The sequence below is a fragment of the Pseudomonas sp. BIGb0558 genome, assembly GCF_024807515.1.
Lineage (GTDB): Bacteria > Pseudomonadota > Gammaproteobacteria > Pseudomonadales > Pseudomonadaceae > Aquipseudomonas > Aquipseudomonas yamanorum_A.
Map to the genome: position 1 here is coordinate 54,395 of NZ_JANUEW010000005.1, position 24,390 is coordinate 78,784.

Genomic DNA, 24,390 nt, shown 5'->3' on the forward strand with positions numbered 1-24,390 from the left:
TTAGCCTCGTGGCTCAATGCTTGCGGCCAGGATCGCCAGCACCAACTGCTGGAAGTCCAGACCGGCGGCACGAGCGGCCATGGGTACCAGGCTGTGGTCGGTCATGCCCGGAGCGGTGTTGACTTCAAGGAACCAGAAATTCCCTTGGTCATCCTGCATCACGTCTGCCCGCGCCCAACCGGCGATACCCAGCGCCTCACAGGCTTTCGCCGTGAGGTCCATCAATTCCTGTTCCTTGGTTGCATCGAGGCCGCACGGGATCCGGTACTGGGTATCGGAAGCCACGTACTTGGCGTCGTAGTCGTAAAAGGTGTGGGGCGTGCCCAATGCGATAGGCGGCAATACCTGGCCACGCAGGGTGGCGATGGTGAACTCGGGACCTTGAATCCACTGTTCCACCAACACTTGCGAATCGTAGGTACTGGCCGCTTTCCATGCGTCAATCAATTCGGCGGCTGAGTTCACTTTAGCCATGCCGATACTGGAGCCTTCATGGGCTGGTTTGACGATCAAAGGCAGGCCCAGTTCCTTGGCTGCAGAAATACAATCGTCTTCGCTGCACAGCACGCTGTGACGCGGGGTCGGAATACCCAGGCTGTGCCACACCTGCTTGGTGCGCAACTTGTCCATGGCCAGCGCAGAAGCCAGAATGCCGCTGCCGGTGTACGGAATGCCCAGGCACTCCAGCAGGCCCTGCATGCTGCCGTCTTCACCGCCACGGCCATGAAGGATGATGAACGCGCGATCGATTTTCTCGGCCTGCAGGCGCGACAGGAAGTCATCGCCCACGTCGATGCCGAACGCGTTCACACCGGCGCTCTGCAGCGCTTCCAGTACGGCATTGCCGGACTTCAGCGACACTTCACGCTCAGCGCTCTTGCCACCGAACAGCACCGCAACGCGGCCGAAGTCGGCAGGTTGAATCGTCGAGAACAGGGAGCCGTAGTCAGTGGTCATTTAGACTTCCCCTGCGCTGCGGCAAAGAGCGGGCTTGCCAGCAATTTAGGAGCGAGACCACCGATATCACCGGCACCCTGGCACAGCAGGATGTCGCCGGCACGCAGCAGCGGCTTGACGATCGGCGCCAGGTCCACGCCGCGCTCGATGTAGATCGGGTCCAGTTGGCCGCGCTGGCGGATGCTGTTGCACAGCTTGCGGCTGTCGGCGCCGGGGATCGGTTCTTCACCGGCCGGGTAGACTTCCATCAGCAGCAACACGTTGGCGTCCGCCAGTACATTGACGAAGTCGTCGTACAGGTCGCGGGTACGGCTGTAGCGGTGAGGCTGGTACACCATCACCAGGCGGCGCTCCGGCCAGCCACCGCGTACGGCCTTGATCACCGCAGCGACCTCGGTCGGATGGTGGCCGTAGTCGTCCACCAGCATCACGTTGCCGCCGTCCACCGGCAGTTCGCCGTAGACCTGGAAGCGACGACCCACGCCGGCAAAACCCGACAGGCCTTCGACGATGGCTTCATCGCTGACGCCTTCGTCGGAGGCGATGCAGATGGTCGCCAGGGAGTTGAGTACATTGTGGTTGCCCGGCATGTTCACCGAGACATCCAGCGGCTCGCGGTCGGGGCGCAGCACAGTGAAGAAGGTCTGCATGCCCTGCTGGCGCACATTGATTGCGCGCACGTCGCAGTCTTCGCTGAAGCCGTAGGTCACGGTCGGACGTTTGACCAGCGGCAGGATCTCGCGCACCACCGGATCATCCAGGCACACCACGGCCAAACCGTAGAACGGCAGGTTGTGCAGGAATTCGACGAAGGTTTTCTTCAGCTTGTTGAAGTCACCGTCGTAGGTCGCCATGTGGTCGGCGTCGATGTTGGTCACCACGGCCACCAGTGGCTGCAGGTGCAGGAAGCTGGCGTCGCTTTCATCGGCTTCGGCGATCAGGTAACGGCTGGTGCCGAGCTGTGCATTGGTGCCGGCTGCATTCAGGCGGCCACCGATGACGAAGGTCGGGTCCAGGCCACCGGCGGCGAATACCGAGGCGATCAGGGAGGTGGTGGTGGTCTTGCCGTGGGTACCGGCGACGGCGATGCCGTGGCGGTAGCGCATCAGCTCGGCGAGCATTTCGGCACGCGGCACCACGGGAATGCGGCGTTCAAGGGCAGTGGCCACTTCCGGGTTGGAGGTGTTCACGGCACTGGAGACCACCAGCACGTCGGCTTCGGCAGCGTTCTCGGCACGATGGCCGATAAAGATTTTTGCGCCGAACGATTCCAGGCGCTCGGTGACAGGCGACATTTTCAGGTCGGAGCCGGACACCTGGTAACCCAGGTTCAGCAGCACTTCGGCGATCCCGCACATGCCCACGCCGCCGATGCCGACGAAGTGGATGCGACGGATGCGGCGCATTTCCGGTTGTGGCATGGCTTTCTGATTCTCAACCATGGGCCACCTCCAGGCAGATATCGACCACGGTGCGGGTTGCATCAGGTTTGGCCAGGCGGCTTGCGGTGCTCGCCATGCTGTTCAGTCGTTCCGGTTGCATCAAAACCTCGGTCAGGCGTGCGGCCAAATCGGCGGCGCCAGTCGTTCTTTGCGGCAGCAGGAAGGCAGCGCCCTCCCCGGCCAAATATTCGGCGTTGCGGGTCTGGTGATCGTCGATCGCGTGGGGCAAAGGCACCAGCAAGGACGGCAGACCGGCGGCAGCCAGTTCACTGACGGTCAACGCGCCTGCGCGACAGACCACCAGGTCGGCCCAGCCATAGGCTTGGGCCATGTCTTTGATGAAGGGCTGCACATTCGCCTCCACACCCGCATCGCGGTAGCGCGTGGCGGTCACTTCATCGTGATTCTTGCCGGCCTGATGGAAGATCTCGGGGCGCAGCTCCTCGGGGAGTTGCGACACCGCTTCAGGCAGCAATTTGTTCAAGGGCTCGGCACCCAGGCTTCCGCCCAGGATCAACAGGTGCGCCTTGCGACCGGCCAATGGCTGGCGAGCGATGTCCATGAACAGTTCGGTACGCACCGGGTTGCCGGTGGTGCGCAGCTTGTCCGCGGCACCAAAGGTTTTCGGGAACGCCTCGCACACCCGCGCAGCCAGCGGCACCAGCAGGCGGTTGGCGGTGCCGGCCACGGCGTTCTGCTCGTGGACTATCACCGGCACGCCGGCGAGCCTGGCCGCAACACCACCAGGACCGGTGACGTAGCCACCAAAGCCCAGCACGCACACCGGCTTCACTTCACGGATTACCTTGCGCGCTTGCCACACCGCCTTGAGCAACACGAACGGCGCCTTGAGCAGGGACAACTTGCCCTTGCCACGCAGGCCGGTGACGTTGATCAAATGCAGGGGCAAGCCGGCATTCGGTACCAGATCGTTTTCGATGCCACGGGGCGTGCCGAGCCAATGCACGGTGTAGCCACGGTTCTGGAATTCGCGGGCACAGGCCAGCGCCGGGAACACATGGCCACCGGTGCCGCCCGCCATGATCAGCACGTTAGCGCCCATGGGTCGGCTCCTCGGCGAAGTCGCTTTCGCTGAACTCCATCTCTTCGCTGCCCAGGTGGGTTCGACTCTCCCACTCGATGCGCAGCAACAACCCGAGACAGGCGCAGCAAATCACCAACGAACTGCCGCCGTAACTGAGGAACGGCAAAGTCAGGCCCTTGGTCGGCAGCAGGCCGACGTTCACCCCGATGTTGATCAGGAACTGGCCGATCCACAGGAACGACAAGCCGTACGCCACGTAGGCGGCGAAATATTGCTTGGCCTTTTCGGCCCACAAGCCGATGTACATGCCGCGTACACACACGAACACGAACAGCGCGACGGTGCACAGCGAACCGACCACGCCCAGTTCTTCGGCGAGTACCGAGAACACGAAGTCGGTGTGGGCTTCCGGCAGGTAGAACTGCTTCTGCACACTGTTGCCCAGGCCCACACCCAGCCACTCGCCGCGACCGAAGGCGATCAACGCCTGGGTCAGCTGGTAGCCGGAACCGAACTGATCGGACCACGGGTCGGTAAAGGTAATCAGACGCGCCATCCGATAGGGTTGCGCCTGCACCAGAATCGTCACGGCGGCCACTGCCAGCACCACCATCAAGGTGAAGCGAAACAGGCCCACGCCACCAAGGAACAGCATCGCCGCCGCCGCGCCCATCATCACGACGGTGGCGCCGAAGTCCGGTTCCATCAACAACAGACCGGCCATGGGCAGCAGCACGATGAACGGCTTGAAGAAGCCCATCCAGCTTTCGCGCACTTCTTTCTGGCGCCGCACCAGGTAACCGGCGAGGTAGATCACCACGAACACCTTGGCGATTTCCGACGGCTGCACGTTGAACGCACCGAAGCCGATCCAGCGCATCGAACCGTTCACCTCACGCCCGATGCCGGGCAGGATCACCATGATCAACAGGCCGAACGCGCCCACCAGCATCAGCCAGCCCAGGCGCTGCCAGGTGGCGATCGGGATCATCATGGTGACGATGCACGCACCGAGGCCGATCACCAGGTACACCAGGTGACGGATCATCATGTAAAGGGTGTTGCCCGACTGCACCGCGGCCACTTCCGAGGAAGCCGAGGTGATCATCACCAGGCCCAGGCCCAGCAGCGCGAGGCAACCGGCGAGCATCGGGAAATCCAGGTCGATACCGCGCCCGGTAATGATCGGCGACGGGTACGGCTTGATGATGTTCCGCAAATTGATACTCATGCCAAGGCCTCCACGGCGCGGGCGAACAGCTGGCCGCGCTCTTCGTAGTTCTTGAACATGTCGAAACTGGCGCAGGCAGGCGACAGCAGCACCACATCACCCGGTTGGGCCAGGGCCCGGCATTGGGCGATGGCATCGTCCAGGGACTGCGCACGCACCTGCGGTACGGCGTCGCCCAGGGCATCGGCGATCAAGCCGGAATCACGGCCCATCAACACCACGGCGCGGCAGTTGGCAGCGACTGGGCCTTTAAGGTCCTTGAAGTCGGCACCCTTGCCGTCGCCACCGGCGATCAGCACGACCTTGCCTTTGATATCGGCACCCAACCCCTCGATGGCAGCGAGCGCCGCACCGACGTTGGTGGCCTTGGAATCGTTGTAGTAGCCGACGCCATCCAGGTCGCGAACCCACTGGCAGCGATGCTCAAGCCCGGCAAAGGTGCGCAGGGCCGACAGCATGGCGTCGAACGGCAAGCCGACCGCATGGCCAAGCGCCAATGCAGCCAGGGCGTTGGCCTGGTTATGGGCGCCACGGATTTTCAGCTCGCGCACCGGCATCAGGTTCTGGAATTCGAAGGCCAGGTATTTCTCGCCGTTCTCTTCCCGAAGACCGAAGGCCTTGAAATCAGGTTTGTTCAGGCCGAAGGTCCAGCACGGCAAACCTTCGCCGATCAATGGACGGCTCAGGGCATCCTGACGGTTGACCACCACTTGCCGCGCACCACGGAAGATCCGGTGCTTGGCCAGGTGATACGCCGGCAGGCCGCTGTAGCGGTCCATGTGGTCTTCGCTGACGTTCAGCACGGTGGCCACTTCAGCGTTGAGCTGGTCAGTGGTTTCCAGCTGGAAGCTCGACAGTTCCATCACGTACAGCTCGACGTCGTCGCTGAGCAGGTCCAGCGCCGGCGTACCGAGGTTGCCGCCCACTGCCACGCGCTTGCCGGCCGCAGTCGCCATCTCGCCCACCAGGGTGGTGACGGTGCTTTTTGCGTTGGAACCGCTGATGGCCACGATCGGCGCCTTCGCGTTACGCGCGAACAGCTCGATATCGCCGGACAACTTCACGCCACGGGCCGCCGCCGCTTGCAGGGCCGGGGTCGCGAGCGCCAGGCCGGGGCTCACGTAGAGCTCGTCGGCACGGCACAGAAACTCGACATCCAGCTCGCCACAACGCACTTCCACGTGCGGGTAGTCACGGCGCAGCGTGACCAGCTCCGGTGGATTTTCCCGCGTATCAGCCACGGCAAACGACGTGCCCCGGTTCGCCAGGAAGCGAACCAGGGACATGCCGCTCTTGCCGAGGCCGACAACGATGCGGAAGTGGTCTGAAGCGATCAGGGACACTCGTTTCTACCTCAGTTTCAGGGTGGCAAGGCCGAACAGAACCAGAATCACGGTGATAATCCAGAAACGGACAATCACCCGCGGCTCAGGCCAGCCCTTGAGTTCAAAGTGGTGGTGAATCGGCGCCATGCGGAACACGCGGCGCCCGGTCAATTTGAAGGAGGCGACCTGGATCACCACCGACAGGGTTTCCATCACGAACACACCGCCCATGATGAACAGGACGATTTCCTGACGGACGATCACCGCGATGGTGCCCAGGGCCGCGCCCAGCGCCAGTGCGCCGACGTCGCCCATGAAGACCTGTGCCGGGTAGGTGTTGAACCACAGGAAACCCAGGCCGGCACCGATCAGCGCGCCGCAGAACACAATCAGTTCGCCCGCGCCCGGTACATAAGGGATCAGCAGGTATTCAGCGAATTTCACGTTACCCGACAGGTAGCAGAAGATGCCGAGCGCGCCGCCCACCATCACCGTCGGCATGATCGCCAGCCCGTCGAGGCCGTCGGTCAGGTTGACCGCGTTGCTGGAGCCGACGATCACGAAGTAGGTCAGCACCACGAAGCCGACGCCCAGTGGAATGCTGGCGTCCTTGAGCATCGGGATGATCAGGGTGGTTTCCACCGCGCTTGGCGCAGTCATGAACAGGAAGATCGCCGCGCCCAGCCCGAACACCGACTGCCAGAAATACTTCCAGCGGCTCGGCAGCCCCTTGGAGTTCTTCTCGATCACCTTGCGGTAGTCATCCACCCAGCCAATGGCACCGAACAGCAGGGTCACCAGCAGCACGGTCCACACGTAGCGGTTATGCAGGTCGGCCCACAACAGCGTACTGATGCCGATGGACGACAGGATCAACGCGCCGCCCATGGTCGGGGTGCCGGATTTGGACAGGTGCGACTGCGGGCCGTCGTTGCGCACGGACTGGCCGATCTGCAGGTTTTGCAGGGTACGGATCATCCATGGCCCGAGGAACAGCGACAACGACAGCGCGGTCAGCACACCCAGGATCCCGCGCAGGGTCAGGTACTGAAAGACCGCGAAGCCTTTGTGGAACTGTTGCAGATACTCAGCCAGCAGCAGCAGCATTAATGTTTCTCCGTACTTGAGCCACACAAGGCCACGACGACGTTTTCCATCACCGCGCTGCGCGATCCCTTGATCAAAATAGTGGTGTGTTTGTCTTGTTCAGCCGCACCCAATGCCTGGATCAGCTCGGCCTGGCTGGCGAAATGCCTGGCGCCCGGCCCGAAGCTGTCTACGGCGTGGAGCATGTTCGGTCCAACGGCGTACAGGGCATCGACCTTGCCGAGCGCATACGCGCCGACTTCGCGATGAGACTGTTCAGCCCACTCGCCCAGTTCGGCGATGTCTCCCAGCACCAGCACCTTGCGACCGTCAAAGGCGGTCAGCAGGTCGATGGCGGCACAGATCGAGGACTGGTTGGCGTTGTAGGTGTCATCAATCACGCGCATGCCGTTGCTGGCCAGTTGCGCGACGGTGCGGCCCTTGACCGGTTGCACCGCGCCGAGGCCGGTGGCGATGCCAAACAACGACACGCCCAGCACATGGGCAGCAGCAGCGGCGGCCAGGGCGTTCGCCACGTTATGGTTGCCCAGCAGGTTCAGCTGTACGTGATCGTCACCTTGCGGGGTGTGCAGGGTGAAGGCCGGGCAGCCACGAGCGTCGGCTTTGATATTCGAGGCATGGAAATCGGCAGCGGCGTTATGCACCGCGAAGCTCAACACCTTGCGACCGGCGGCACGTACACGCCAGGTTTCGAAGGCTTTATCGTCGAGGTTCAGCACCGCAGTGCCGGATGCGTCGAGGCCTTCAAGGATTTCGCCCTTGGCTTCGACGATCTTTTCAGGGCCGCCGAACTCGCCAACGTGGGCGGTACCGGCGTTGCTGATCACCGCGACGTGAGGTTTGGTCATGGCCACGGTGTAAGCGATTTCGCCGATGCGCGAAGCACCCAGCTCGATCACCGCCGCCGTGTGTTCCGGGGCCAGTTCCAGCAGGGTCAGCGGAGCGCCGAAATCATTGTTCAGGTTGCCACGGGTCGCCAGGACCGGGCCGCGCGTGCGCAGGATGCCGGCGAGTAATTCCTTGACGGTGGTTTTGCCGCTGGAGCCGGTGATCGCCGCCACCGGCTTGGTGAAAGCGGCGCGGTTCAGGGCACCCAGTTGGCCGAGGGCCAGGCGGGTGTCGGCCACCAGCAATTGCGGCAGCGTCGAGTCAGCGACTTCGCGCTGCACCAAGGCACCGGCAGCGCCCTTGGCGGCGACGTCATTCAGATAGTCATGACCATCAAACGTAGGGCCGGCCAAGGCGACAAACAGTTGCCCGGGCTTGATTGTCCGGCTGTCGATACTCACGCCGTCAAAGCTGCAATCAGCCGACAACACACGGGCCGACAATGCCTGGGTCAGTTCGCTGAATTTCAGAGCCTTAAGCATGGGCCACCTCCCATGCGGTCAAGGCGTGATCGGCCTCGACCAGATCGGAGAAAGCGTGACGCTCGCCGTTGATTTCCTGGTAGTCCTCGTGACCTTTGCCGGCCAGTACCACCACGTCGTCAGCGCTGGCGCTGGCGATCAATTGGGCGATGGCTGCACCGCGACCGGCAACGAAAGTGGCCTTGGTCGCCTCTTTGAAGCCGACACGAATATCATCGAAAATCTGGCTTGGGTCTTCGCTGCGCGGGTTGTCGTCAGTGACGAGCACACCATCGGCCAGGCGCTCGACGATTTCAGCCATCAGCGGGCGCTTGCCGCGATCGCGGTCACCGCCACAGCCGAACAGGCACAGCAACTTGCCCTTGGCATGGGGACGCAGGGCCAGCAGGATTTTTTCAAGGGCGTCCGGCGTGTGGGCGTAATCGACCACCACCAGCGGCTGAGTACCGCCACCAAGGCGCTGCATGCGACCGGCCGGGCCTTCCAGCTTCGGCAGCACTCGCAGGATTTCGTCCAGGGCGTAATCCAGGCCGAGCAAGGCGCCGATGGCGGCCAAGACGTTGCTCAGGTTGAAACGTCCGAGCAAGGTGCTGCGCAAATGGTGCTCGCCCTGGGGCGTGACCAAGGTGGCGCGCACGCCTTCGTCATCAAAGGTGGCTTCACGGCAATAAAGGTAGGCGCTGGCGTCTTCCAGGCTGTAGCTGATCAGGCGACCGTCACCTTTGGCGGCGGCCAGTTGGCGACCGAATTCGTCGTCCAGGTTGACGACGCGGCACTTCAGGTCATTCCAGGCAAACAGCCGGGCCTTGGTGGCGGCGTACGCCTCCATGGTGCCGTGGTAATCCAGGTGATCGCGGGACAGGTTGGTCATCACCGCCACGTCGAACGCCAGGGCAGTGACGCGGCCCTGGTCCAGACCGTGGGACGAGACTTCCATGGCAACTGCCTTGGCACCGGCCTTTTTCAGGTCGGCCAGGGTCGCTTGCACGGCAATCGGGTTGGGCGTGGTGTGCAGGCCGCTTTGCAGCGCGCCATAGAAACCAGTGCCCAGGGTGCCGACGATGCCGCAATGCTGGCCCAGCAGGTCAAGCGCCTGGGCGACCAGTTGGGTCACGCTGGTCTTGCCGTTGGTACCGGTCACGCCCACCAGGTTCAGGGTGCGGCTCGGGTCGCCATAAAAGCGCCCGGCGATGTCCGACAACTGCGCCGCCAGGCCCTTGACCGGAATCAAAGGCACGTCGGTGATCGGCAACACGGTGGCGCCTTCCACTTCATAAGCCACTGCCGCAGCGCCGCGCTTTAATGCATCGGCGATATGGTCACGGCCATCGAACTTGCCGCCCGGCACTGCCAGGAACAGGTCACCGGCACGCACGTTACGGCTGTCCAGGGTCAACTCGCGAATCAGCAGGTCGCGGCCAGCGTGGGCAAAAATCTTGTTCAGGCTAAGAGACATCAGCCGCGCCCTCCATTGGCTTTTGCAGCAGCGGCCGGCGGTCCGGCATTCGCTTGTTGGGTCGCTGGCAGGTTGTCCGGGGTGATGTTCATCAGGCGCAGCGTCCCGGACATCACTTTGCTGAACACCGGCGCCGATACCAGGCCACCGAAGTAGCCGGCTTTGCTCGGCTCATCGATCACCACGACGATGGCGTAACGCGGATCGCTCATCGGGCCGAAGCCTGCGAACAGCGAGCGATAGGAGTTTTCGGCGTAGCCCTTGGTACCCACGGCGGTTTTACGCGCAGTACCGGACTTGCCTGCCACGTGATACGCCGGCACCTGGGCACGGAATACGCCGCGCGGGGCTTCGATCACTTGTTGCAGCATGCCTTGCATGGTCTTGGCGACGTTTTCCGGGATCACCTGGGTCGCAGGCGGTGCCGCGTCCAGGTGGATCAGGCTCAGCGGCACCATGCGACCGTTGTTGGCCAGTACCGAGAAGGCGTGGGCCAGCTGGATCGCGGTGACCGACAGGCCATAACCGTAGGAAAGCGTGGCCGTCTCGGCCTTTTTCCAGTCGCGGTAGTTCGGCAGGTTGCCCACACGCTCGCCCGGGAAGTCGAGGCCGGTGGGTTGCCCCAGGCCGACTTTCTGTGCGAGGTGGTAGATGGCTTCGCCGCCGATATCGAAGGCGACCTTACTCATGCCCACGTTACTGGAGTTGATCAGGATACCTGTCAAATCCAGCACCGGACCTTCGGTGCGCGACACGTCGCGAATGGTGTATTTGCCCAACTGCAGGGTGCCCGGGTAAACCTCGACCTTGTCGGCCGGCTTCCAGCGCCCGGTTTCCAGGGCGGCACTCATGGAGATGGCTTTCATGGTCGAACCCGGCTCGAACACGTCGATCATGGCGCGGTTGCGCATCATCGCCGGTTGCAGGTTGCGACGGTTGTTGGGGTTGTAGGTCGGCTGGTTGACCATGGCGAGAATCTCGCCGGTCTTCACGTCCATGATCACCAGGCTGCCGGCTTTCGCGCCGTTCTCGATGATGGCGTTACGCAGCTCACGGTTGGCCAGGTATTGCAGGCGCAGGTCAATCGACAACGCCAAGGGCTTACCGGCCTTGGCGTTTTTGGTGACCTGGACATCCTTGATCAGTCTGCCGCGCCGATCCTTGATGACCTGTCGTTTGCCGGGAACCCCGGCCAGCCATTCGTCGTAGGCAAGCTCGACGCCTTCGCGACCGTGATCATCAATGTCGGTGAAGCCCACCATATGGGCAGTGGTTTCGCCGGCCGGGTAGAAACGCCGAAATTCCTCGATGCCATAGACACCGGGGACTTTAAGGTCGAGCACTTGCTGGCCTTGCTCGGGGGTGAGCCCGCGAACCAGGTAGATGAATTCTTTATTGGCCTGAGCTTCAAGGCGTTCGCTCAGGGCTTTCGGGTCCTGGCCCAGGGCGGCAGCCAGTTGCGGCCACTTGTCCTTGGCGGTCTGCATTTCCTTGGCGTTGGCCCACAGGGTGGTCACCGGGGTACTGACGGCCAGGGGCTCGCCGTTACGGTCGGTGATCAGGCCGCGGTGCGCAGGGATCGGGATATGACGCAGGCTGCGGGCGTCGCCCTGGCCGATCAGGAAGTCACGGTCTACCACTTGCAGGTCGACAATCCGCCAGGCAATCGCGCCCACCATCACTGCCAGCAACCCCATCACTACACGGAAACGCCATGGGTAGAGTGCGCCCTCAAGTTTCATCATGGCGCCACCATGCGAACTTCTGCAGCGCCCGGGATGTGCATCTTCAGTTGTTCAGTGGCCAGCACTTCGATGCGGCTGTGGGCGGTCCAGGTGCTTTGCTCGAGGATCAAACGACCCCACTCCGCCTGCGCCTTGTCGCGCACACTCAACTCCCCGTACAGGGTATTGAGCAGTTGGCGGTTGTAGTGGGCGCTGTAGGACACCGCAATTGCGGACACCAGCACGCCAATAAACAACAGCAACATAAAGAAGCTGCCGCCCGGGAGGGGCTTGGCGAAGAGCTTGCTCACCGCAACTTCTCCGCAACGCGCATGACAGCGCTACGGGCACGTGGGTTGGCCTTGAGTTCGGCTTCGGAAGCGAACTGCGCTTTGCCATGGATTTTGATTTTCGGCACAAAGGCTTCGTAACGTACCGGCAGGTTGCGCGGCAAGTTGTCGGATTCGCCCTTGACCAGACGACGCATGAACAATTTGACGATGCGGTCTTCCAGGGAGTGGAAGCTGATCACCACCAGGCGACCACCCACTTCCAGCGCATCCAGAGCGGCTTCGAGGCCGGCTTCCAGATCGCCCAATTCGTTGTTGACGTGAATACGCAGGCCCTGGAACGCGCGGGTCGCCGGGTTCTTGCCCTTTTCCCACGCAGGGTTGGCGACTTTCAGCACTTCGGCCAGGTCGGCGGTGCGTTCGAATGGCTGGATTTCCCGGCGCTCGACCACGGCACGCGCCATGCGGCCGGCGAAGCGCTCTTCGCCGTATTCCTTGAACACACGGGTGATTTCTTCGTGGGGTGCGGTGGCGATGAACTGCGCGGCGCTGATGCCACGGCTTGGGTCCATGCGCATATCCAGCGGGCCATCGTTCATGAAACTGAAGCCGCGCTCAGGGTCGTCCAGCTGGGGCGAAGACACGCCCAGATCCAGCAGAACCCCAGCCACCTTGCCTGCCATGCCCCGCTCGGCGACTTCTGCGCCGAGCTCGGCAAAGCTGCGCTGCACAACGACAAAGCGGCCGTCTTCGGCCGCTAGCGCTTGCCCGGTGGCAATCGCTTGAGGGTCTTTGTCGAACCCGAGGAGCTTTCCGTCCGAGCCAAGCTGGCTGAGGATCAGCCGACTGTGCCCGCCTCTGCCAAAGGTGCCATCCAGATAGCAGCCATCCGCGCGTACGGCGAGAGCCTCAACGGCTTCGTCAAGCAGTACGGTGATGTGGTTAAAGCCGCTATCAATAGTCACAGGATCAAATCACGCAGTTCATCAGGCATGGCGCCCGGTTGTTGAATAGCAGCCAGGTCAGCTGCAGAAACAGCATCCCAGGCATCTTCGTCCCACAATTGGAACTTGTTCAGTTGGCCTACCAGCATTGCGCGCTTGTCCAGCTTGGCGTAGTCGCGCAGACGCGGTGGAACCAGGAAACGACCACTGCCATCGAGTTCGAGGTCGACGGCATTACCAATCAGCAAACGTTGCAGGCGGCGGTTCTCTTCACGCAGGGAAGGCAGCGCACGCAACTTGGTTTCAATCAGCTCCCACTCATCGAGCGGGTAAACACATAAACAAGGGTCAACGGCATCGATGGTGATGATTAACTGTCCGGAACTTCGCGAAATCAGCTCGTCACGATACCGGCTCGGCATGGCGAGACGGCCTTTTGCATCGAGACTGATAGCGTTAGCTCCGCGAAACACAGATGCGTTTCTCCAAATTTTAGCGTTTTACGTTCAAAAAACCCACTTTGTGCCACTTTCCGCCACTTGCGCACACTATAGGAATGCGCCCACCACACCGTCAAGGCGCGGATTCAAGGAAAAGCCTTACAGAACGGAGATTTAGGAGAGTAAAGGGAGGAGAAACGAGAGTTCGACGGCGATTTTGACTCAACAACGCCAAATAGCTCAAAGAGCTAGGGCTTAAAGTTAAAGTAATTTATTAAGAGTAAGATTTTTTCGGTATTACGAAGACGCATCTGCTAATGATTCAGCAGGGAGGGATTCTCGCGTTACTACCAGGTTCCTGCCCGAGATTCGGACAGAAGGAAAAAAGGTGGAGAGTCGATCTGTAAGCCGGGTTCTGTCTTGAACAGTCATTCGTCTACGATGGCCATCACTGGACATCTTTAGCAACCTACCCGGTCCCAGCGCGGGCCACGCCTTGGGACCCTATTTGGTCTTGCTCCAAGTGGGGTTTACCTAGCCACGAACTGTTGCCAGTCGTGCGGTGCGCTCTTACCGCACCTTTTCACCCTTACCGGTACCGAAGTACTTAGGCGGTTATTTTCTGTGGCACTTTCCGTAGGCTCACGCCTCCCAGGCATTACCTGGCACTTCGCCCTATGGAGCCCGGACTTTCCTCCCCCCTCTAATTTTCATAGAAGGCAGCGACTGTCCAATCGACTCTCCGCCGCGCAGGTTAACGGCACGGCGGCCTTAGAACAAGTATTAAAAGACACTAATGCCATCATGTTCAGACGGAGTGCAGGCTGGAAGCCGGAACTATTCGCTCTTTTGTTTATCCAGCGCCACTTGATACAACACGTTCTTGCGCACACCGGTAATTTCCGCAGCCAGGGCCGCCGCACGCTTCAATGGCATCTCCTTGAGCAGCAGATCCAGAATGCGCATCGCCTCACTGCCCACGGCGTCTTCACTTTCCGGCGCCGACCAGCCGGCCACCAGCACCACGCATTCGCCACGTTGCTGATTGCTGTCGCCTTCGACGAACGCACGCAGCTCTTCCAGAGGCAGGCCCTTGAGGGTCTCGAAGGTCTTGGTGATTTCCCGCGCCAGCAGCGCCAGGCGATCGCCACCGAACACCAGCTCCATGTCTTGCAGGCACTCAAGGATGCGGTGCGGGGCTTCGTAGAAAATCAGCGTGCGCGGCTCTTCCTTTACCAGTTCCAGGCGCGCCCGGCGCCCGACTGCCTTGGCCGGCAGGAAGCCTTCAAAGATAAAACGGTCCGATGGCAAGCCAGCCGCCGACAATGCCGCAATCAGCGCGCACGCTCCCGGAACAGGCACTACATTGATACCAGCAGCCCGCGCCTGGCGAACCAGGTGATAACCGGGATCGGAAATCAGCGGTGTACCCGCATCCGAGATCAAGGCCACATCATCGCCCGCCAACAACCGGGTGATGAAACGACTGCCTTCTTCACGCTCGTTATGCTCATGGCACGCGGCCAGAGGTGTTGGAATGCCAAAATGCTGCATCAACCGCTGGGAGTGCCGGGTGTCTTCGGCGGCGATCAATTTTACGTCGCGCAACACTTTCAGCGCCCGTGCACTGATGTCGTCCAGGTTGCCAATGGGCGTCGCCACGACAAAAAGCGAGCCTGCAGTGGAATTCAAAGGACCTGGAGCAGTCAAAGCGCACACCTCGATGATTGGCAAAAGCCACATTGTAGCGCGTAGACGCCTTGAAAATATGCCCTCCGGGCGGGCTCCATTTCAGCCATCTGTAGGCTGTTGCAACATTTACACGACCTAAATAGACGGTTTCACGCCAGTAACATCGCGCCCCGGCCAGTGCTTGGGTACAATTCCACGCTAATTTGATCGGTATCAGGAACACTTACATGATCGCTTGCCTGCGGCTGTTCTCTGCCCTCTGCCTCGCTGCCCTGTTGGCGGCTTGCGCCAGCTCGCCCTCGTCCAGCCTTGGCGACCTCCCCCGGACCCCGGATGCCAGCATCGAGCAACTGCTCGAACAGGCGGCTTCGGCCAAGACCCCGGAAAAAGCCGCGCTGTTGCGCTTGAGCGCGGCAGACCTGGCTTACCACCAAAACAACCCGGCACGCTCGGCGCAGATTCTTGCCCAAGTGCCGCTGGACGTCCTGAAACCGGCGGCGCAGGTATTTGCCAGCACCTTGTCGGCTGAACTGGCGATGGCCCGCAACCAGCCCAAGGCCGCGTTGACGGCGTTGAACCACCCGAGCCTGCAAAGCCTTAAGGAGCTGCCGCCTGAACAGCAGATCCGTACCGGTACCGTGCATGCCCGCGCCTATGAGGCCGACGGCCAGACCCTGGCCGCCGCCCGCGAGCGTGTCGCCATGGCCCCGCTGCTCTCCGGTGATGCCTATAACAGCAACCACGAAGCTATCTGGGCATTGATTGCCGCCCTGCCTGCCGAGCAGTTGCAAGCCACCGGCAACCCGACGCTGGACGGCTGGATCAGCCTGGCCCAGGCGGTCAAGAGTGCCGGCACCCTGGAGCAACAACAGGCAGCCATCGACACCTGGCGCGCCCAGAACCCTGGCCACCCGGCGGCCTCGCAACTGCCGCAGCCGCTGACCAAGCTCAAGCAACTGGCCAGCCAGCCGCTGAACAAGATCGCCCTGCTGCTGCCGCAGGAAGGCCCGCTGGCCGGCGTTGCCAAAGCACTGCGTGAAGGCTTCATGGCCGCGCACTACCAGGCTGAACAAGCCGGGCAGAAGCCGCCGGTGATCGAGTTCTACGACAGCTCGCGCCTGACCTCCATCGACGACTTCTACGCCAAGGCCCAGGCCGCCGGCGTGCAACTGGTGGTCGGCCCGCTGGAAAAACCGCTGGTCAAGCAACTCAGCGCCCGCCCGCAATTGCCTATCACCACCCTGGCCCTGAACTACAGCGAAGCCGACCAGAACCCGGCGCAACTGTTCCAGTTCGGCCTGGCCGCTGAAGACGAGGCCCGCGAGGTATCCCGTCGCGCCCGCGCCGACGGCCTGCACCGCGCCGCTGCCATGGTGCCGAGAGGCGAATGGGGCGAGCGCGTCTACAAAGCCTTCCGTCAGGATTGGGAAGCCAATGGCGGCACCGTGGTAGGCGTTGAATACGTCGACCAGCCGGTAGCCCTGGCCCAGCAGATTGCCGACCTGTTCCAGCTGCGCAAAAGCGAAGGCCGCGCCAAGAGTCTGCAAAGCACGGTAGGTACGGATGTTTCCGCACAGCCGTCGCGCCGCCAGGACATCGAGTTCATCTTCCTGGCCGTAACCCCGCAACTGGCCCAGCAGATCAAGCCGACCTTGAACTTCCAGTACGCCGGTGATGTGCCGGTGTATGCGACGTCCCACGTATTCAGCGCCAGCGGCGACAAGAACCAGTACCTGGACATGACCAACGTCATGTTCTGCGAAACCCCTTGGCTGCTGAATACCACCGACCCGCTGCGCAACCAGGTCGCCGCCCAATGGCCACAAGCCAACGGCAGCCTGGGCCGCCTGTACGCGATGGGCGTTGACGCCTACCGCCTGGCACCACGCCTGGGGCAACTCAAGGCGCTGCCGGACACTCGCGTTGACGGTCTTTCCGGCAGCCTCGGCATCGGTGCCAGCCAGCGCGTTGATCGCCAGATGCCATGGGCGAAGTTCGTGGGCGGTGATATCCAGCGCCTGCCTGACACCCCGCGCTGATGCCCGAGCGGTCAAGCGCACAAAGCGGCAGGGACGCCGAACTTCAAGCTCTCGAATACCTGCAACAACAGGGTCTGCGCCTCCTGGCGCAGAACTGGTTGTGCAAGCGCGGCGAGCTTGATCTGGTCATGCTTGACGGCGATACAGTAGTATTTGTCGAAGTCCGCTACAGAAAACACGCACAATGGGGTGGCGCACTCGCCAGTATCGACAGGCGCAAGCGCCAGAAGCTGATACTCGCCGCGCAGTTTTTCCTGCTCAAGGAGCGTCGCTGGGCCGATCACCCCTGCCGTTTCGATGTGGTTGCCATAGAAAGCACTCCCCGGGGAACAGCCGATCTGAACTGGCTGCAAGATGCCTTTGACAGCTGATTCGCCGGACATCTACACCGCACACTTTTGCTCTTTGCTTTGCGGGCTGCACATTCCTGTGCCAAACAGCCGCGCTACTTAAGGTCACACAGATGGACATGCAATCCCGAATTCGCCAGCTTTTCCAGGCCAGCATCGATACCAAGCAACAGGCGATGGACGTACTTGCACCGCACATCGAGCAAGCCAGTCAGGTCATGGTCAACGCCTTGCTCAACGAAGGCAAAATGCTTTCGTGCGGCAACGGCGGTTCGGCCGGCGATGCCCAGCATTTCTCCTCCGAGCTGCTCAACCGCTTCGAGCGTGAGCGCCCGAGCCTGCCGGCCATCGCCCTGACCACCGACACCTCGACGATCACCTCGATCGCCAACGACTACAGCTACAACGAAATCTTCTCCAAACAGATTCGCGCCCTTGGCCAGCCGGGCGACGTACTGCTGGCGATCTCCACCAGCGGTAACTCGGCGAACATTATTCAAGCGATCCAGGCCGCACATGATCGTGAAATGATTGTCGTAGCATTGACCGGACGCGATGGCGGCGGCATGGCCTCGCTGCTGTTGCCCGAAGACGTGGAAATTCGCGTCCCGGCCAATGTCACCGCACGTATTCAGGAAGTCCACCTGCTGGCGATCCACTGCCTGTGCGATCTGATCGACAGCCAACTGTTCGGGAGTGAAGAATGACCGTTAAACGCCTTAGCCTATTGGCAATCACGCTGTGCCTAGGCATCAGCGGCTGCAGCTCGGTAATCGAAGCGAGCCGCGACACGCCTATCCAGGACGATAAAGGCACCCGCACTTTCGGCAGCAAAATCGACGACTCGCTGATCGAAACCAAGGTTTCCGTCAACGTTTCCAAGGCCGCTCCGGACTTGGGCAACGGCGCTTCGCGCATCGTGGTCGTAAGCTTCAACGGTGTGGTACTGCTCACCGGTCAAACCCCGCGCGCCGACCTGAAGGCCCAGGCTGAACAAGCCGCCGCTACCGTTCAACGGGTCAAGAAGGTTCACAACGAACTGCAGGTGATGGACCCGATCACGCTGCTGGCAATCAGCAACGATGCCCTGCTGACCACCAAGATCAAGACGCAGATGCTGACCGACAACGCGATCCCGGGCTCACGGATCAAGATCGTCACCGATAACGGCATCGTCTACATGATGGGCCTGCTGACCCAGGCAGAAGCCACCCGCGCCGCCAACCTGGTACAAGGCGTGTCGGGCGTACAGAAGATCGTGAAGCTGTTCGAATACATCGACTGATGTAAGCAAACAGCCACAAAAAAGGGCGCCGTGCATTGACTGCACGGCGCCCTTTTTATTGGCTGGCGATTACTGGTACTGCTGGTACGGGTTGCCCTGGAACTGGTTGTTCTGCTGCGGCGCCTGTTGCTGCTGGGCGCCTGGCTGACCGTATTGCTGGCCAGGGATCGGGCCAAGGTTGACCTCTACACGACGGTTCTGGGCACGGCCATTGACGTCGGCGTTGCTGGCGATCGGGTTATCCGGGCCGGCACCGCGAGCACTCAGGTTGGTCGGGCTCACACCTTGGGACGTCAGGTAATTGGCCACGCTTTGCGCACGACGCTGGGACAGGTCCATGTTGAGCTGACGGGTACCGGTGCTGTCGGTATAGCCAACGATCTGGATGGTGTTCTGGTTGAACTGCTTGAGGGAGTTCGCCAGGTTGTTCAGCGGCGTGTAGAAGCTGCTGGAGATCGCGTCCGAGTTGGTGGCGAAGGTGATGTTACCCGGCATGATCAGCTTGATCTGATCACCCTGGCGCTGCACCTCAACCCCGGTATTGGCCATGCTTTCGCGCAGTTTCTTTTCCTGCTGGTCAGCGTAGTAGCCATAACCTGCGCCGCCCAGGCCCGCAACGGCAGCGCCGATCAGCGCACCCTTGCCGCGGTTGTTGTGGTCGATGGCAGCCCCCGCCAACGCACCGGCCAGGGCACCCAGGCCACCGTACTTGGCGGTGTTGCTCACACCCGAAGAGCCACCACCCTGTGCCTGGCTGCCGTCATAAGGATTAGGTGAAGCGCAGCCCGACAACAGGGCTACGGCAGTAGCGACAACAAGCAGACGACGAGAAGTGAACATGAAGGAAGCTCCTACTTTTGCATTCTGTGATGCAGAGGACATTGGCAATGGACCTGTGCCGAGCTTGGAACACGACAAACGGTAAAAATTCCATGCCCGGCCAACGCTGTGCACAGTGAAACCCTAGCAGAGACTTCCTGAACGGTAATTGTCATTTTATCTATAAGGTTCGTCTGATAGTCGCCACTTGGTATCCGAAAAAATACCCGGTTTTTGCTTCACGCCCTCACGAACGGATTCTCACGCATTTCATCTCCCAGGCGCGTGTCCGGACCGTGCCCGGCCACCACTACCGCCGCCTCATCCAGGGTGTAGAGCCGTTGCTTGATCGAGCGCACGATGGTCGCCTGGTCACCGCCCCACAAATCCGTACGCCCCACGCCACGCCGAAACAGGGTGTCACCGGCAATCAGCAGCTTGGCATCGGCGAACCAGAAACTCATCGAGCCGGGAGTGTGTCCAGGTGTGTGCAACGCCACGCCACAGCCACAGGCCAGCTCTTCTTCATCCTCCAACCAGCGATCCGGCGACGGCACGGGTGTGTACGGCACACGAAACATCTGGCACTGCATTTCCAGGTTGTCCCACAGAAACTGGTCTTCCTTGTGCAAGTGCAAGGTGGCGCCGGTCTTTTCCTTCAACTGCCCGGAGGCCAGGAAATGATCGAGATGGGCATGGGTGTGAATGATGCTGACCACTTTCAGGCCCAGCGCCTCGAGCCGCGCCAGGATCAACTCGTGGTTGCCACCCGGGTCGACGACGATGGCTTTTTTGGTGACCGGGTCACCGATAATCGTGCAATTGCACTGCAACGGGCCGACCGGGAAGGTTTCGCGGATCAGCGCGGGGGACTGAATATTCATGGGCATTCCTGCAAATTCAAAGGCACACTCTTTTGTACTGCATCCTGGCGCACAGTATGTTCGACGATGCGCCCGATCCGAAAGCGCACGAGTATCAAACCCGCCAACTGCTAAGCTACTCTGGCGCCCGTCATACAACGCGCAACCTAGAGCGCTTGGAGTGGGACTCATGGCGACCCTCAGCCCATTGATCATCTGCGAACACTGCGATTGCGTGTATGAAAAAGTCACGCTCGCCAAACATCAGAAGACCCTCTGCACCCGCTGCGCGGGCGTGCTCCAGCGCTACAACGGGCTTTCGGTGGAACAACGCCTGGCCCTGACCCTGACCGCCGCCGTGCTGTGGGTTTTTGCCAACTTTTACCCGGTGATGAGCATCAGCCTGCAAGGCCTGAAAAGCAGCGCGACCTTATGGGATTCAGTGGTGGCGCTGGCCCAGGGCCCGATTACCTTCATCGCGCTGGTGGCCGCGATTTCCATCATCATCGCGCCGGTATTCCAACTGCTGCTGTTGATCTGGGTGTTGAGCTTCGCGATGAAAGGCCAGCGCTCGCCAGCGTTCAAGCTGTGCATGCGCTGGCTGGAAGCCCTGCGCCCCTGGAGCATGCTGGAAGTCTGCCTGCTCGGCGCCATGGTGGCGGTGTTCAAACTCGCGGGCATGCTGGATGTATTGCCCGGCACCGGACTGTTTGCCCTGGCCGCCCTCAGCCTGTTGCTGATCCGCATTGCCGGGCGTGATATTCGCGACCTGTGGGACATTCTATGAGCCGTCCACCAACCGCCAGCGAGCTGAACCTGTGCCTGTGCCACAGCTGCGGCCAGGCCTGCGACGTCAGCGAGAGCCCTGACGAATGCGAGCGTTGCGGCGCGCCGCTGCATCGGCGCAAGACCCATTCGCTGACCCGCACCTGGGCCTACATGCTCACGGCGCTGGCGTTTTACGTGCCCGCCAATTTGCTGCCCGTGATGAACACCACCATGCTCGGCTCGGGCGCCGACAGCACCATCATGAGTGGCGTGCTGGAGTTCTGGCAGCACGGCGCATGGGACATCGCCCTGATCATTTTCATCGCCAGCATCGCGGTGCCGGGTATCAAGTTCGTGGCGCTGACGCTGCTGCTGGTCAGCGTGCAACGCAATAACCAGTGGGCACGCAAGGAGCGCTCGAAGCTGTTTCGTTTCGTCGAGGTCATCGGCTATTGGTCGATGCTGGATGTGATCGTGGTGGCGCTGGTAGCCGCCCTGGTGCGGTTCCAGGCCCTGGGCACCATCGAGCCGCGCCTGGGGATTTTATTCTTTGGCCTGGTGGTGGTATTTACCATGCTGTCGGCAATGAGTTTCGACCCGCGCCTGATCTGGGAAAACCCACACAACGAGGAGATGCCGGATGGCGTCGCAAACCACTGACAAACCGCGGCCTGCGGGCCAACCCGCGATCAAGACGCGGCGCTTCAGCGTGTCGCTGGTGTGGATCGTGCCGATTGTCGCGGTGCTGGTGGGCATTTCGCTGGTGGTGCACAGCATCCTTCAGCAGGGGCCGAGCATTACCATTACCTTCAAGACCGGCAGCGGCCTGACCGCCAACAAGACCGACGTCAAATACCGCAACGTGGTGATCGGCCAGGTGACTGACGTGGAGTTGAGCGACGACCAGAAAAGCGTCAACGCCACCATCAAACTGTCCAAACAGGCCGAAAGCTTCACCCGTGAAGATTCGCAGTTCTGGGTGGTTCGCCCGCGTATCGGCGCAGGGGGCGTTTCCGGCATCGACACGCTGCTCTCCGGGGATTACATCGGTGCCGACATCGGCCAGTCCGATTCCCGCGCCAACCAGTTCACCGGCCTGGAAAACCCGCCGCCCATTACCTATGGCGAGCCTGGCAAGCGCTTCACACTGCATACCCAGGACTTGGGCTCACTGGATATCGGCTCCCCCGTCTATTACCGCAAGATCCCGGTTGGCCAGGTGGTGGCCTATGCCCTGGACGCCGACGGCAAAGGCGTGAACATCGACGTGTTCGTACACGCACCGAATGACGCCTACGTCACCGAGAACACTCGTTTCTGGAACGCCAGCGGGATCGACGTGAGTGTAGGCGCCAACGGGTTTGCACTGAAAACCGAATCCTTGTCCTCGATGCTGGTAGGCGGCATCGCCTTCATCGCCCCGCCCTACAGCCCCAACGACAAGCCGGCCGATGAAGAACACTCCTACGAACTGTTCGCCGACCAGCAAACCGCGCTGGCCCCGCCCAATGGCAAGGCGCAATACCTGAACCTGCGTTTCGATCAGGCCTTGCGCGGGCTCACGGTGGGCGCGCCGGTGGAGTTCCTGGGAATCGAGTTCGGCAAGGTGGTATCGATCAACCTGGATTTCGACGAGAAAAAACGCAGCTTCCCGGTCAACGTCGGCATCGTGATCTACCCACAGCGCCTCGGCGAAGCCAACACCAAAATGCTCACCGTCTTGAAGCATGACCCCAACGACGAAGCCGGCGGCGTGCGCCTGATGGGCAGCTTCATCGAGCACGGCCTGCGCGCCCAGGCCCGCAGCGGCAACCTGCTCACCGGCCAGCTTTACATCGCCCTGGACTTCTTCCCGAAGGCAGACAAAGTCGTGTTCGACCCGAACCAGCGCCCCGTGAGTATTCCGACCATTCCCGGCAACCTGGAGCAACTGCAGGAAAAACTCGAAGGCATCGTCAACAAGATCAACCAACTGCCCATCGAGCGAATTGCCGGCAACCTCGACGGCAGCCTGGTGGAACTGCGTAAAGGCCTGGGCCAGTTCAACGCGAAGACACTGCCGAGCGTGCAGAACACCCTGGCCGATGTGAGTAAAACCTTGCAGTCCGCCAGTTCGACCCTGGCCGAGGATTCCCCGCAACGGGAACAGTTGACCCAGACCCTGGATGAACTGAGCCGCATGTCGCGCTCCCTGCGAGAGCTCTCGGATTACCTGGCACGCCATCCCGAATCGCTGATTCGCGGTCGCCCCGACAACGCTGCGCCATCAGACCTGCAAGGGCCGCCGCGCAAATGACCACAGGAGCAACCACCATGGCTTTCCCGCTGAAGATCACGCTGATCACCGGGTTGCTGCTGCTTGCGGCGTGCCGCAGCGAGCCGATTCAATTTCACACCCTGACCCCGGTGCAGCGCAGCACGGCGTCACTGGCCGCAGGGGGTGAGATTCGCATTGAAAGCATCACCGTGCCGCCCCAGGTCGACCGACCGCAGATTGTCATCCGCCAGGGCGACAGCGGCGTGGCCATCCTTGAGACGCAATGGTGGGCCGCCAGCCTGGTGGATGAGTTGCGCAGCGCGCTGGTGGATCAACTTGCCAGTCACCGGAAAAACCTCGCGGTGCGCATTGAAGTGCAGCGCTTTGACTCGATCCCCGGGCAGTACGCCCTGCTCGACGTCAAATGGCGACTTCGCCAGACGGGCACCGATGAACGCACGCCGCTGACGTGCCGTACGGTGGTGCAGTCGCCCTCGGGGCCGACCATTGATGACCTGGTGATTGCACAACAAAACAACGTCAAACGGTTTGCCGCACTGCTCAGCCAGGTCGCCGACACGTCATCGAGTGAATGCCCTGCAGCGCAGTAAACATTGATCCAAGGGATTGAGACATGCGCACATTCTGGAAGTGGTATTTGCAGTTGCTGGAAAATGATTTCAGCACCCAGGTCTTCGATAACGTGAAGAACCTGCTGGTGTGTGCGTTGCTGTTTGCCGCAGGTACCAATGCACTGGCCGGGAAACATGAGCTGTTCCTCGGCTTCCTGGCGTCCAGTGTGGCCGGATGGGGCTTGATCGTGGTTTCAAGCGCGCTGATGGTGCTGAATGTCAGCGACGGAATCCGCAGGCTCGCCAAGCTTCGTTATCACTTGGTCCTGCAACTGCTGCTTATTCTGGTGTATGTGATGGTGGCGGAACGCGTGGTGGAAATCGTCTGGGGTTTTCGATCCCATTGATCGAGGC

Annotated in this window: 24 protein-coding genes and 1 other RNA gene; 9 read left to right on the plus strand and 16 right to left on the minus strand. The window is 61.4% G+C overall.

Going from position 1 to position 24,390, the window contains the following annotated elements; all coding sequences use genetic code 11:
* From M2400_RS09310 to rsmI, 14 genes are all read right to left on the minus strand, one after another.
* Complete coding sequence (locus M2400_RS09310; RefSeq protein WP_010170475.1) at positions 1 to 957, minus strand: D-alanine--D-alanine ligase; 957 nt, start codon at positions 955 to 957, stop codon at positions 1 to 3.
* The gene (murC, locus tag M2400_RS09315) at positions 954 to 2,399 is read right to left on the minus strand and encodes a UDP-N-acetylmuramate--L-alanine ligase (protein ID WP_003216219.1); all 1,446 of its coding nucleotides are present in this window, start codon (positions 2,397 to 2,399) and stop codon (positions 954 to 956) included. Before murC ends, M2400_RS09310 begins: the two co-directional genes overlap by 4 nt.
* Positions 2,392 to 3,462, minus strand: a complete 1,071-nt coding sequence (gene murG / locus M2400_RS09320) for an undecaprenyldiphospho-muramoylpentapeptide beta-N-acetylglucosaminyltransferase (protein WP_259195825.1) — start codon at positions 3,460 to 3,462, stop codon at positions 2,392 to 2,394. The genes murC and murG overlap by 8 nt, the downstream gene beginning before the upstream one ends.
* A complete protein-coding gene (gene ftsW, locus M2400_RS09325; protein ID WP_371131954.1) occupies positions 3,452 to 4,675 on the minus strand; it encodes a putative lipid II flippase FtsW in 1,224 nt (407 codons plus the stop codon). The genes murG and ftsW overlap by 11 nt, the downstream gene beginning before the upstream one ends.
* Complete coding sequence (gene murD, locus M2400_RS09330; protein WP_177043479.1) at positions 4,672 to 6,018, minus strand: UDP-N-acetylmuramoyl-L-alanine--D-glutamate ligase; 1,347 nt, start codon at positions 6,016 to 6,018, stop codon at positions 4,672 to 4,674. The genes ftsW and murD overlap by 4 nt, the downstream gene beginning before the upstream one ends.
* 6 nt (positions 6,019 to 6,024) lie before the next feature.
* Positions 6,025 to 7,107, minus strand: a complete 1,083-nt coding sequence (gene mraY, locus M2400_RS09335) for a phospho-N-acetylmuramoyl-pentapeptide-transferase (RefSeq protein ID WP_008434230.1) — start codon at positions 7,105 to 7,107, stop codon at positions 6,025 to 6,027.
* On the minus strand, positions 7,107 to 8,477 hold the full coding sequence (gene murF / locus M2400_RS09340; RefSeq protein ID WP_259195826.1) for a UDP-N-acetylmuramoyl-tripeptide--D-alanyl-D-alanine ligase: 1,371 nt from the start codon (positions 8,475 to 8,477) through the stop codon (positions 7,107 to 7,109). Before murF ends, mraY begins: the two co-directional genes overlap by 1 nt.
* On the minus strand, positions 8,470 to 9,933 hold the full coding sequence (locus M2400_RS09345; RefSeq protein WP_177043477.1) for a UDP-N-acetylmuramoyl-L-alanyl-D-glutamate--2,6-diaminopimelate ligase: 1,464 nt from the start codon (positions 9,931 to 9,933) through the stop codon (positions 8,470 to 8,472). Before M2400_RS09345 ends, murF begins: the two co-directional genes overlap by 8 nt.
* A complete protein-coding gene (locus M2400_RS09350) occupies positions 9,933 to 11,675 on the minus strand; it encodes a penicillin-binding protein 2 (protein WP_177043520.1) in 1,743 nt (580 codons plus the stop codon). The genes M2400_RS09345 and M2400_RS09350 overlap by 1 nt, the downstream gene beginning before the upstream one ends.
* Entirely contained in the window at positions 11,675 to 11,968 is a 294-nt protein-coding gene (gene ftsL / locus M2400_RS09355) for a cell division protein FtsL (RefSeq protein WP_016974244.1), read from the minus strand. Before ftsL ends, M2400_RS09350 begins: the two co-directional genes overlap by 1 nt.
* On the minus strand, positions 11,965 to 12,912 hold the full coding sequence (rsmH, locus tag M2400_RS09360) for a 16S rRNA (cytosine(1402)-N(4))-methyltransferase RsmH (protein ID WP_010170491.1): 948 nt from the start codon (positions 12,910 to 12,912) through the stop codon (positions 11,965 to 11,967). Before rsmH ends, ftsL begins: the two co-directional genes overlap by 4 nt.
* Positions 12,909 to 13,364 (minus strand): division/cell wall cluster transcriptional repressor MraZ, encoded by a 456-nt coding sequence (gene mraZ / locus M2400_RS09365; RefSeq protein ID WP_122427928.1) that lies wholly within the window; start codon positions 13,362 to 13,364, stop codon positions 12,909 to 12,911. The genes rsmH and mraZ overlap by 4 nt, the downstream gene beginning before the upstream one ends.
* Positions 13,365 to 13,719: 355 nt before the next feature.
* An RNA gene (rnpB, locus tag M2400_RS09370) (RNase P RNA component class A) lies at positions 13,720 to 14,073 on the minus strand.
* Between the two features lie 95 nt (positions 14,074 to 14,168).
* On the minus strand, positions 14,169 to 15,074 hold the full coding sequence (gene rsmI / locus M2400_RS09375) for a 16S rRNA (cytidine(1402)-2'-O)-methyltransferase (RefSeq protein ID WP_177043476.1): 906 nt from the start codon (positions 15,072 to 15,074) through the stop codon (positions 14,169 to 14,171).
* A gap of 176 nt (positions 15,075 to 15,250) precedes the next feature.
* Between rsmI and M2400_RS09380 the strand changes: the two genes are divergently transcribed.
* From M2400_RS09380 to M2400_RS09395, 4 genes are all read left to right on the plus strand, one after another.
* Entirely contained in the window at positions 15,251 to 17,062 is a 1,812-nt protein-coding gene (locus M2400_RS09380) for a penicillin-binding protein activator (protein WP_177043475.1), read from the plus strand.
* Positions 17,062 to 17,433, plus strand: a complete 372-nt coding sequence (locus M2400_RS09385; RefSeq protein ID WP_259195828.1) for a YraN family protein — start codon at positions 17,062 to 17,064, stop codon at positions 17,431 to 17,433. Before M2400_RS09380 ends, M2400_RS09385 begins: the two co-directional genes overlap by 1 nt.
* A 92-nt stretch (positions 17,434 to 17,525) precedes the next feature.
* Positions 17,526 to 18,119, plus strand: a complete 594-nt coding sequence (locus tag M2400_RS09390; RefSeq protein WP_003216190.1) for a phosphoheptose isomerase — start codon at positions 17,526 to 17,528, stop codon at positions 18,117 to 18,119.
* The gene (locus tag M2400_RS09395) at positions 18,116 to 18,697 is read left to right on the plus strand and encodes a BON domain-containing protein (protein ID WP_088423809.1); all 582 of its coding nucleotides are present in this window, start codon (positions 18,116 to 18,118) and stop codon (positions 18,695 to 18,697) included. The genes M2400_RS09390 and M2400_RS09395 overlap by 4 nt, the downstream gene beginning before the upstream one ends.
* Before the next feature lie 69 nt (positions 18,698 to 18,766).
* Here the strand turns inward: M2400_RS09395 and M2400_RS09400 are convergent, their stop codons facing one another.
* Both M2400_RS09400 and M2400_RS09405 read right to left on the minus strand, forming a co-directional pair.
* Entirely contained in the window at positions 18,767 to 19,537 is a 771-nt protein-coding gene (locus tag M2400_RS09400) for an OmpA family protein (RefSeq protein ID WP_177043473.1), read from the minus strand.
* A 218-nt stretch (positions 19,538 to 19,755) separates the two neighbouring features.
* Positions 19,756 to 20,400 (minus strand): MBL fold metallo-hydrolase, encoded by a 645-nt coding sequence (locus M2400_RS09405; protein WP_177043472.1) that lies wholly within the window; start codon positions 20,398 to 20,400, stop codon positions 19,756 to 19,758.
* A gap of 169 nt (positions 20,401 to 20,569) precedes the next feature.
* On the opposite strand from M2400_RS09405, the gene M2400_RS09410 reads away from it, so the two are divergent.
* Genes M2400_RS09410 through M2400_RS09430 form a run of 5 tightly spaced genes read left to right on the plus strand, consistent with a single transcriptional unit; the run spans position 20,570 to position 24,383 of the window.
* On the plus strand, positions 20,570 to 21,166 hold the full coding sequence (locus M2400_RS09410) for a paraquat-inducible protein A (RefSeq protein WP_177043471.1): 597 nt from the start codon (positions 20,570 to 20,572) through the stop codon (positions 21,164 to 21,166).
* Complete coding sequence (locus M2400_RS09415; RefSeq protein ID WP_177043470.1) at positions 21,163 to 21,807, plus strand: paraquat-inducible protein A; 645 nt, start codon at positions 21,163 to 21,165, stop codon at positions 21,805 to 21,807. Before M2400_RS09410 ends, M2400_RS09415 begins: the two co-directional genes overlap by 4 nt.
* On the plus strand, positions 21,788 to 23,443 hold the full coding sequence (locus M2400_RS09420) for an intermembrane transport protein PqiB (RefSeq protein WP_259195830.1): 1,656 nt from the start codon (positions 21,788 to 21,790) through the stop codon (positions 23,441 to 23,443). The genes M2400_RS09415 and M2400_RS09420 overlap by 20 nt, the downstream gene beginning before the upstream one ends.
* A gap of 17 nt (positions 23,444 to 23,460) precedes the next feature.
* Complete coding sequence (locus tag M2400_RS09425) at positions 23,461 to 24,015, plus strand: membrane integrity-associated transporter subunit PqiC (RefSeq protein ID WP_259195831.1); 555 nt, start codon at positions 23,461 to 23,463, stop codon at positions 24,013 to 24,015.
* Positions 24,016 to 24,038: 23 nt separating this feature from the next.
* Entirely contained in the window at positions 24,039 to 24,383 is a 345-nt protein-coding gene (locus M2400_RS09430) for a hypothetical protein (protein WP_177043467.1), read from the plus strand.
* Positions 24,384 to 24,390: the final 7 nt, after the last annotated feature.

Coding starts and splice junctions, on each gene's coding strand:
- M2400_RS09310 (WP_010170475.1), bottom strand. CDS start 957: ATGACCACTGACTACGGCTCCCTGTTCTCGACGATTCAACCTGCCGAC.
- murC (WP_003216219.1), bottom strand. CDS start 2,399: ATGGTTGAGAATCAGAAAGCCATGCCACAACCGGAAATGCGCCGCATC.
- murG (WP_259195825.1), bottom strand. CDS start 3,462: ATGGGCGCTAACGTGCTGATCATGGCGGGCGGCACCGGTGGCCATGTG.
- ftsW (WP_371131954.1), bottom strand. CDS start 4,675: ATGAGTATCAATTTGCGGAACATCATCAAGCCGTACCCGTCGCCGATC.
- mraY (WP_008434230.1), bottom strand. CDS start 7,107: ATGCTGCTGCTGCTGGCTGAGTATCTGCAACAGTTCCACAAAGGCTTC.
- murF (WP_259195826.1), bottom strand. CDS start 8,477: ATGCTTAAGGCTCTGAAATTCAGCGAACTGACCCAGGCATTGTCGGCC.
- M2400_RS09345 (WP_177043477.1), bottom strand. CDS start 9,933: ATGTCTCTTAGCCTGAACAAGATTTTTGCCCACGCTGGCCGCGACCTG.
- M2400_RS09350 (WP_177043520.1), bottom strand. CDS start 11,675: ATGAAACTTGAGGGCGCACTCTACCCATGGCGTTTCCGTGTAGTGATG.
- rsmI (WP_177043476.1), bottom strand. CDS start 15,074: ATGTGGCTTTTGCCAATCATCGAGGTGTGCGCTTTGACTGCTCCAGGT.
- M2400_RS09380 (WP_177043475.1), top strand. CDS start 15,251: ATGATCGCTTGCCTGCGGCTGTTCTCTGCCCTCTGCCTCGCTGCCCTG.
- M2400_RS09385 (WP_259195828.1), top strand. CDS start 17,062: ATGCCCGAGCGGTCAAGCGCACAAAGCGGCAGGGACGCCGAACTTCAA.
- M2400_RS09390 (WP_003216190.1), top strand. CDS start 17,526: ATGGACATGCAATCCCGAATTCGCCAGCTTTTCCAGGCCAGCATCGAT.
- M2400_RS09395 (WP_088423809.1), top strand. CDS start 18,116: ATGACCGTTAAACGCCTTAGCCTATTGGCAATCACGCTGTGCCTAGGC.
- M2400_RS09400 (WP_177043473.1), bottom strand. CDS start 19,537: ATGTTCACTTCTCGTCGTCTGCTTGTTGTCGCTACTGCCGTAGCCCTG.
- M2400_RS09405 (WP_177043472.1), bottom strand. CDS start 20,400: ATGAATATTCAGTCCCCCGCGCTGATCCGCGAAACCTTCCCGGTCGGC.
- M2400_RS09410 (WP_177043471.1), top strand. CDS start 20,570: ATGGCGACCCTCAGCCCATTGATCATCTGCGAACACTGCGATTGCGTG.
- M2400_RS09415 (WP_177043470.1), top strand. CDS start 21,163: ATGAGCCGTCCACCAACCGCCAGCGAGCTGAACCTGTGCCTGTGCCAC.
- M2400_RS09420 (WP_259195830.1), top strand. CDS start 21,788: ATGGCGTCGCAAACCACTGACAAACCGCGGCCTGCGGGCCAACCCGCG.
- M2400_RS09425 (WP_259195831.1), top strand. CDS start 23,461: ATGGCTTTCCCGCTGAAGATCACGCTGATCACCGGGTTGCTGCTGCTT.
- M2400_RS09430 (WP_177043467.1), top strand. CDS start 24,039: ATGCGCACATTCTGGAAGTGGTATTTGCAGTTGCTGGAAAATGATTTC.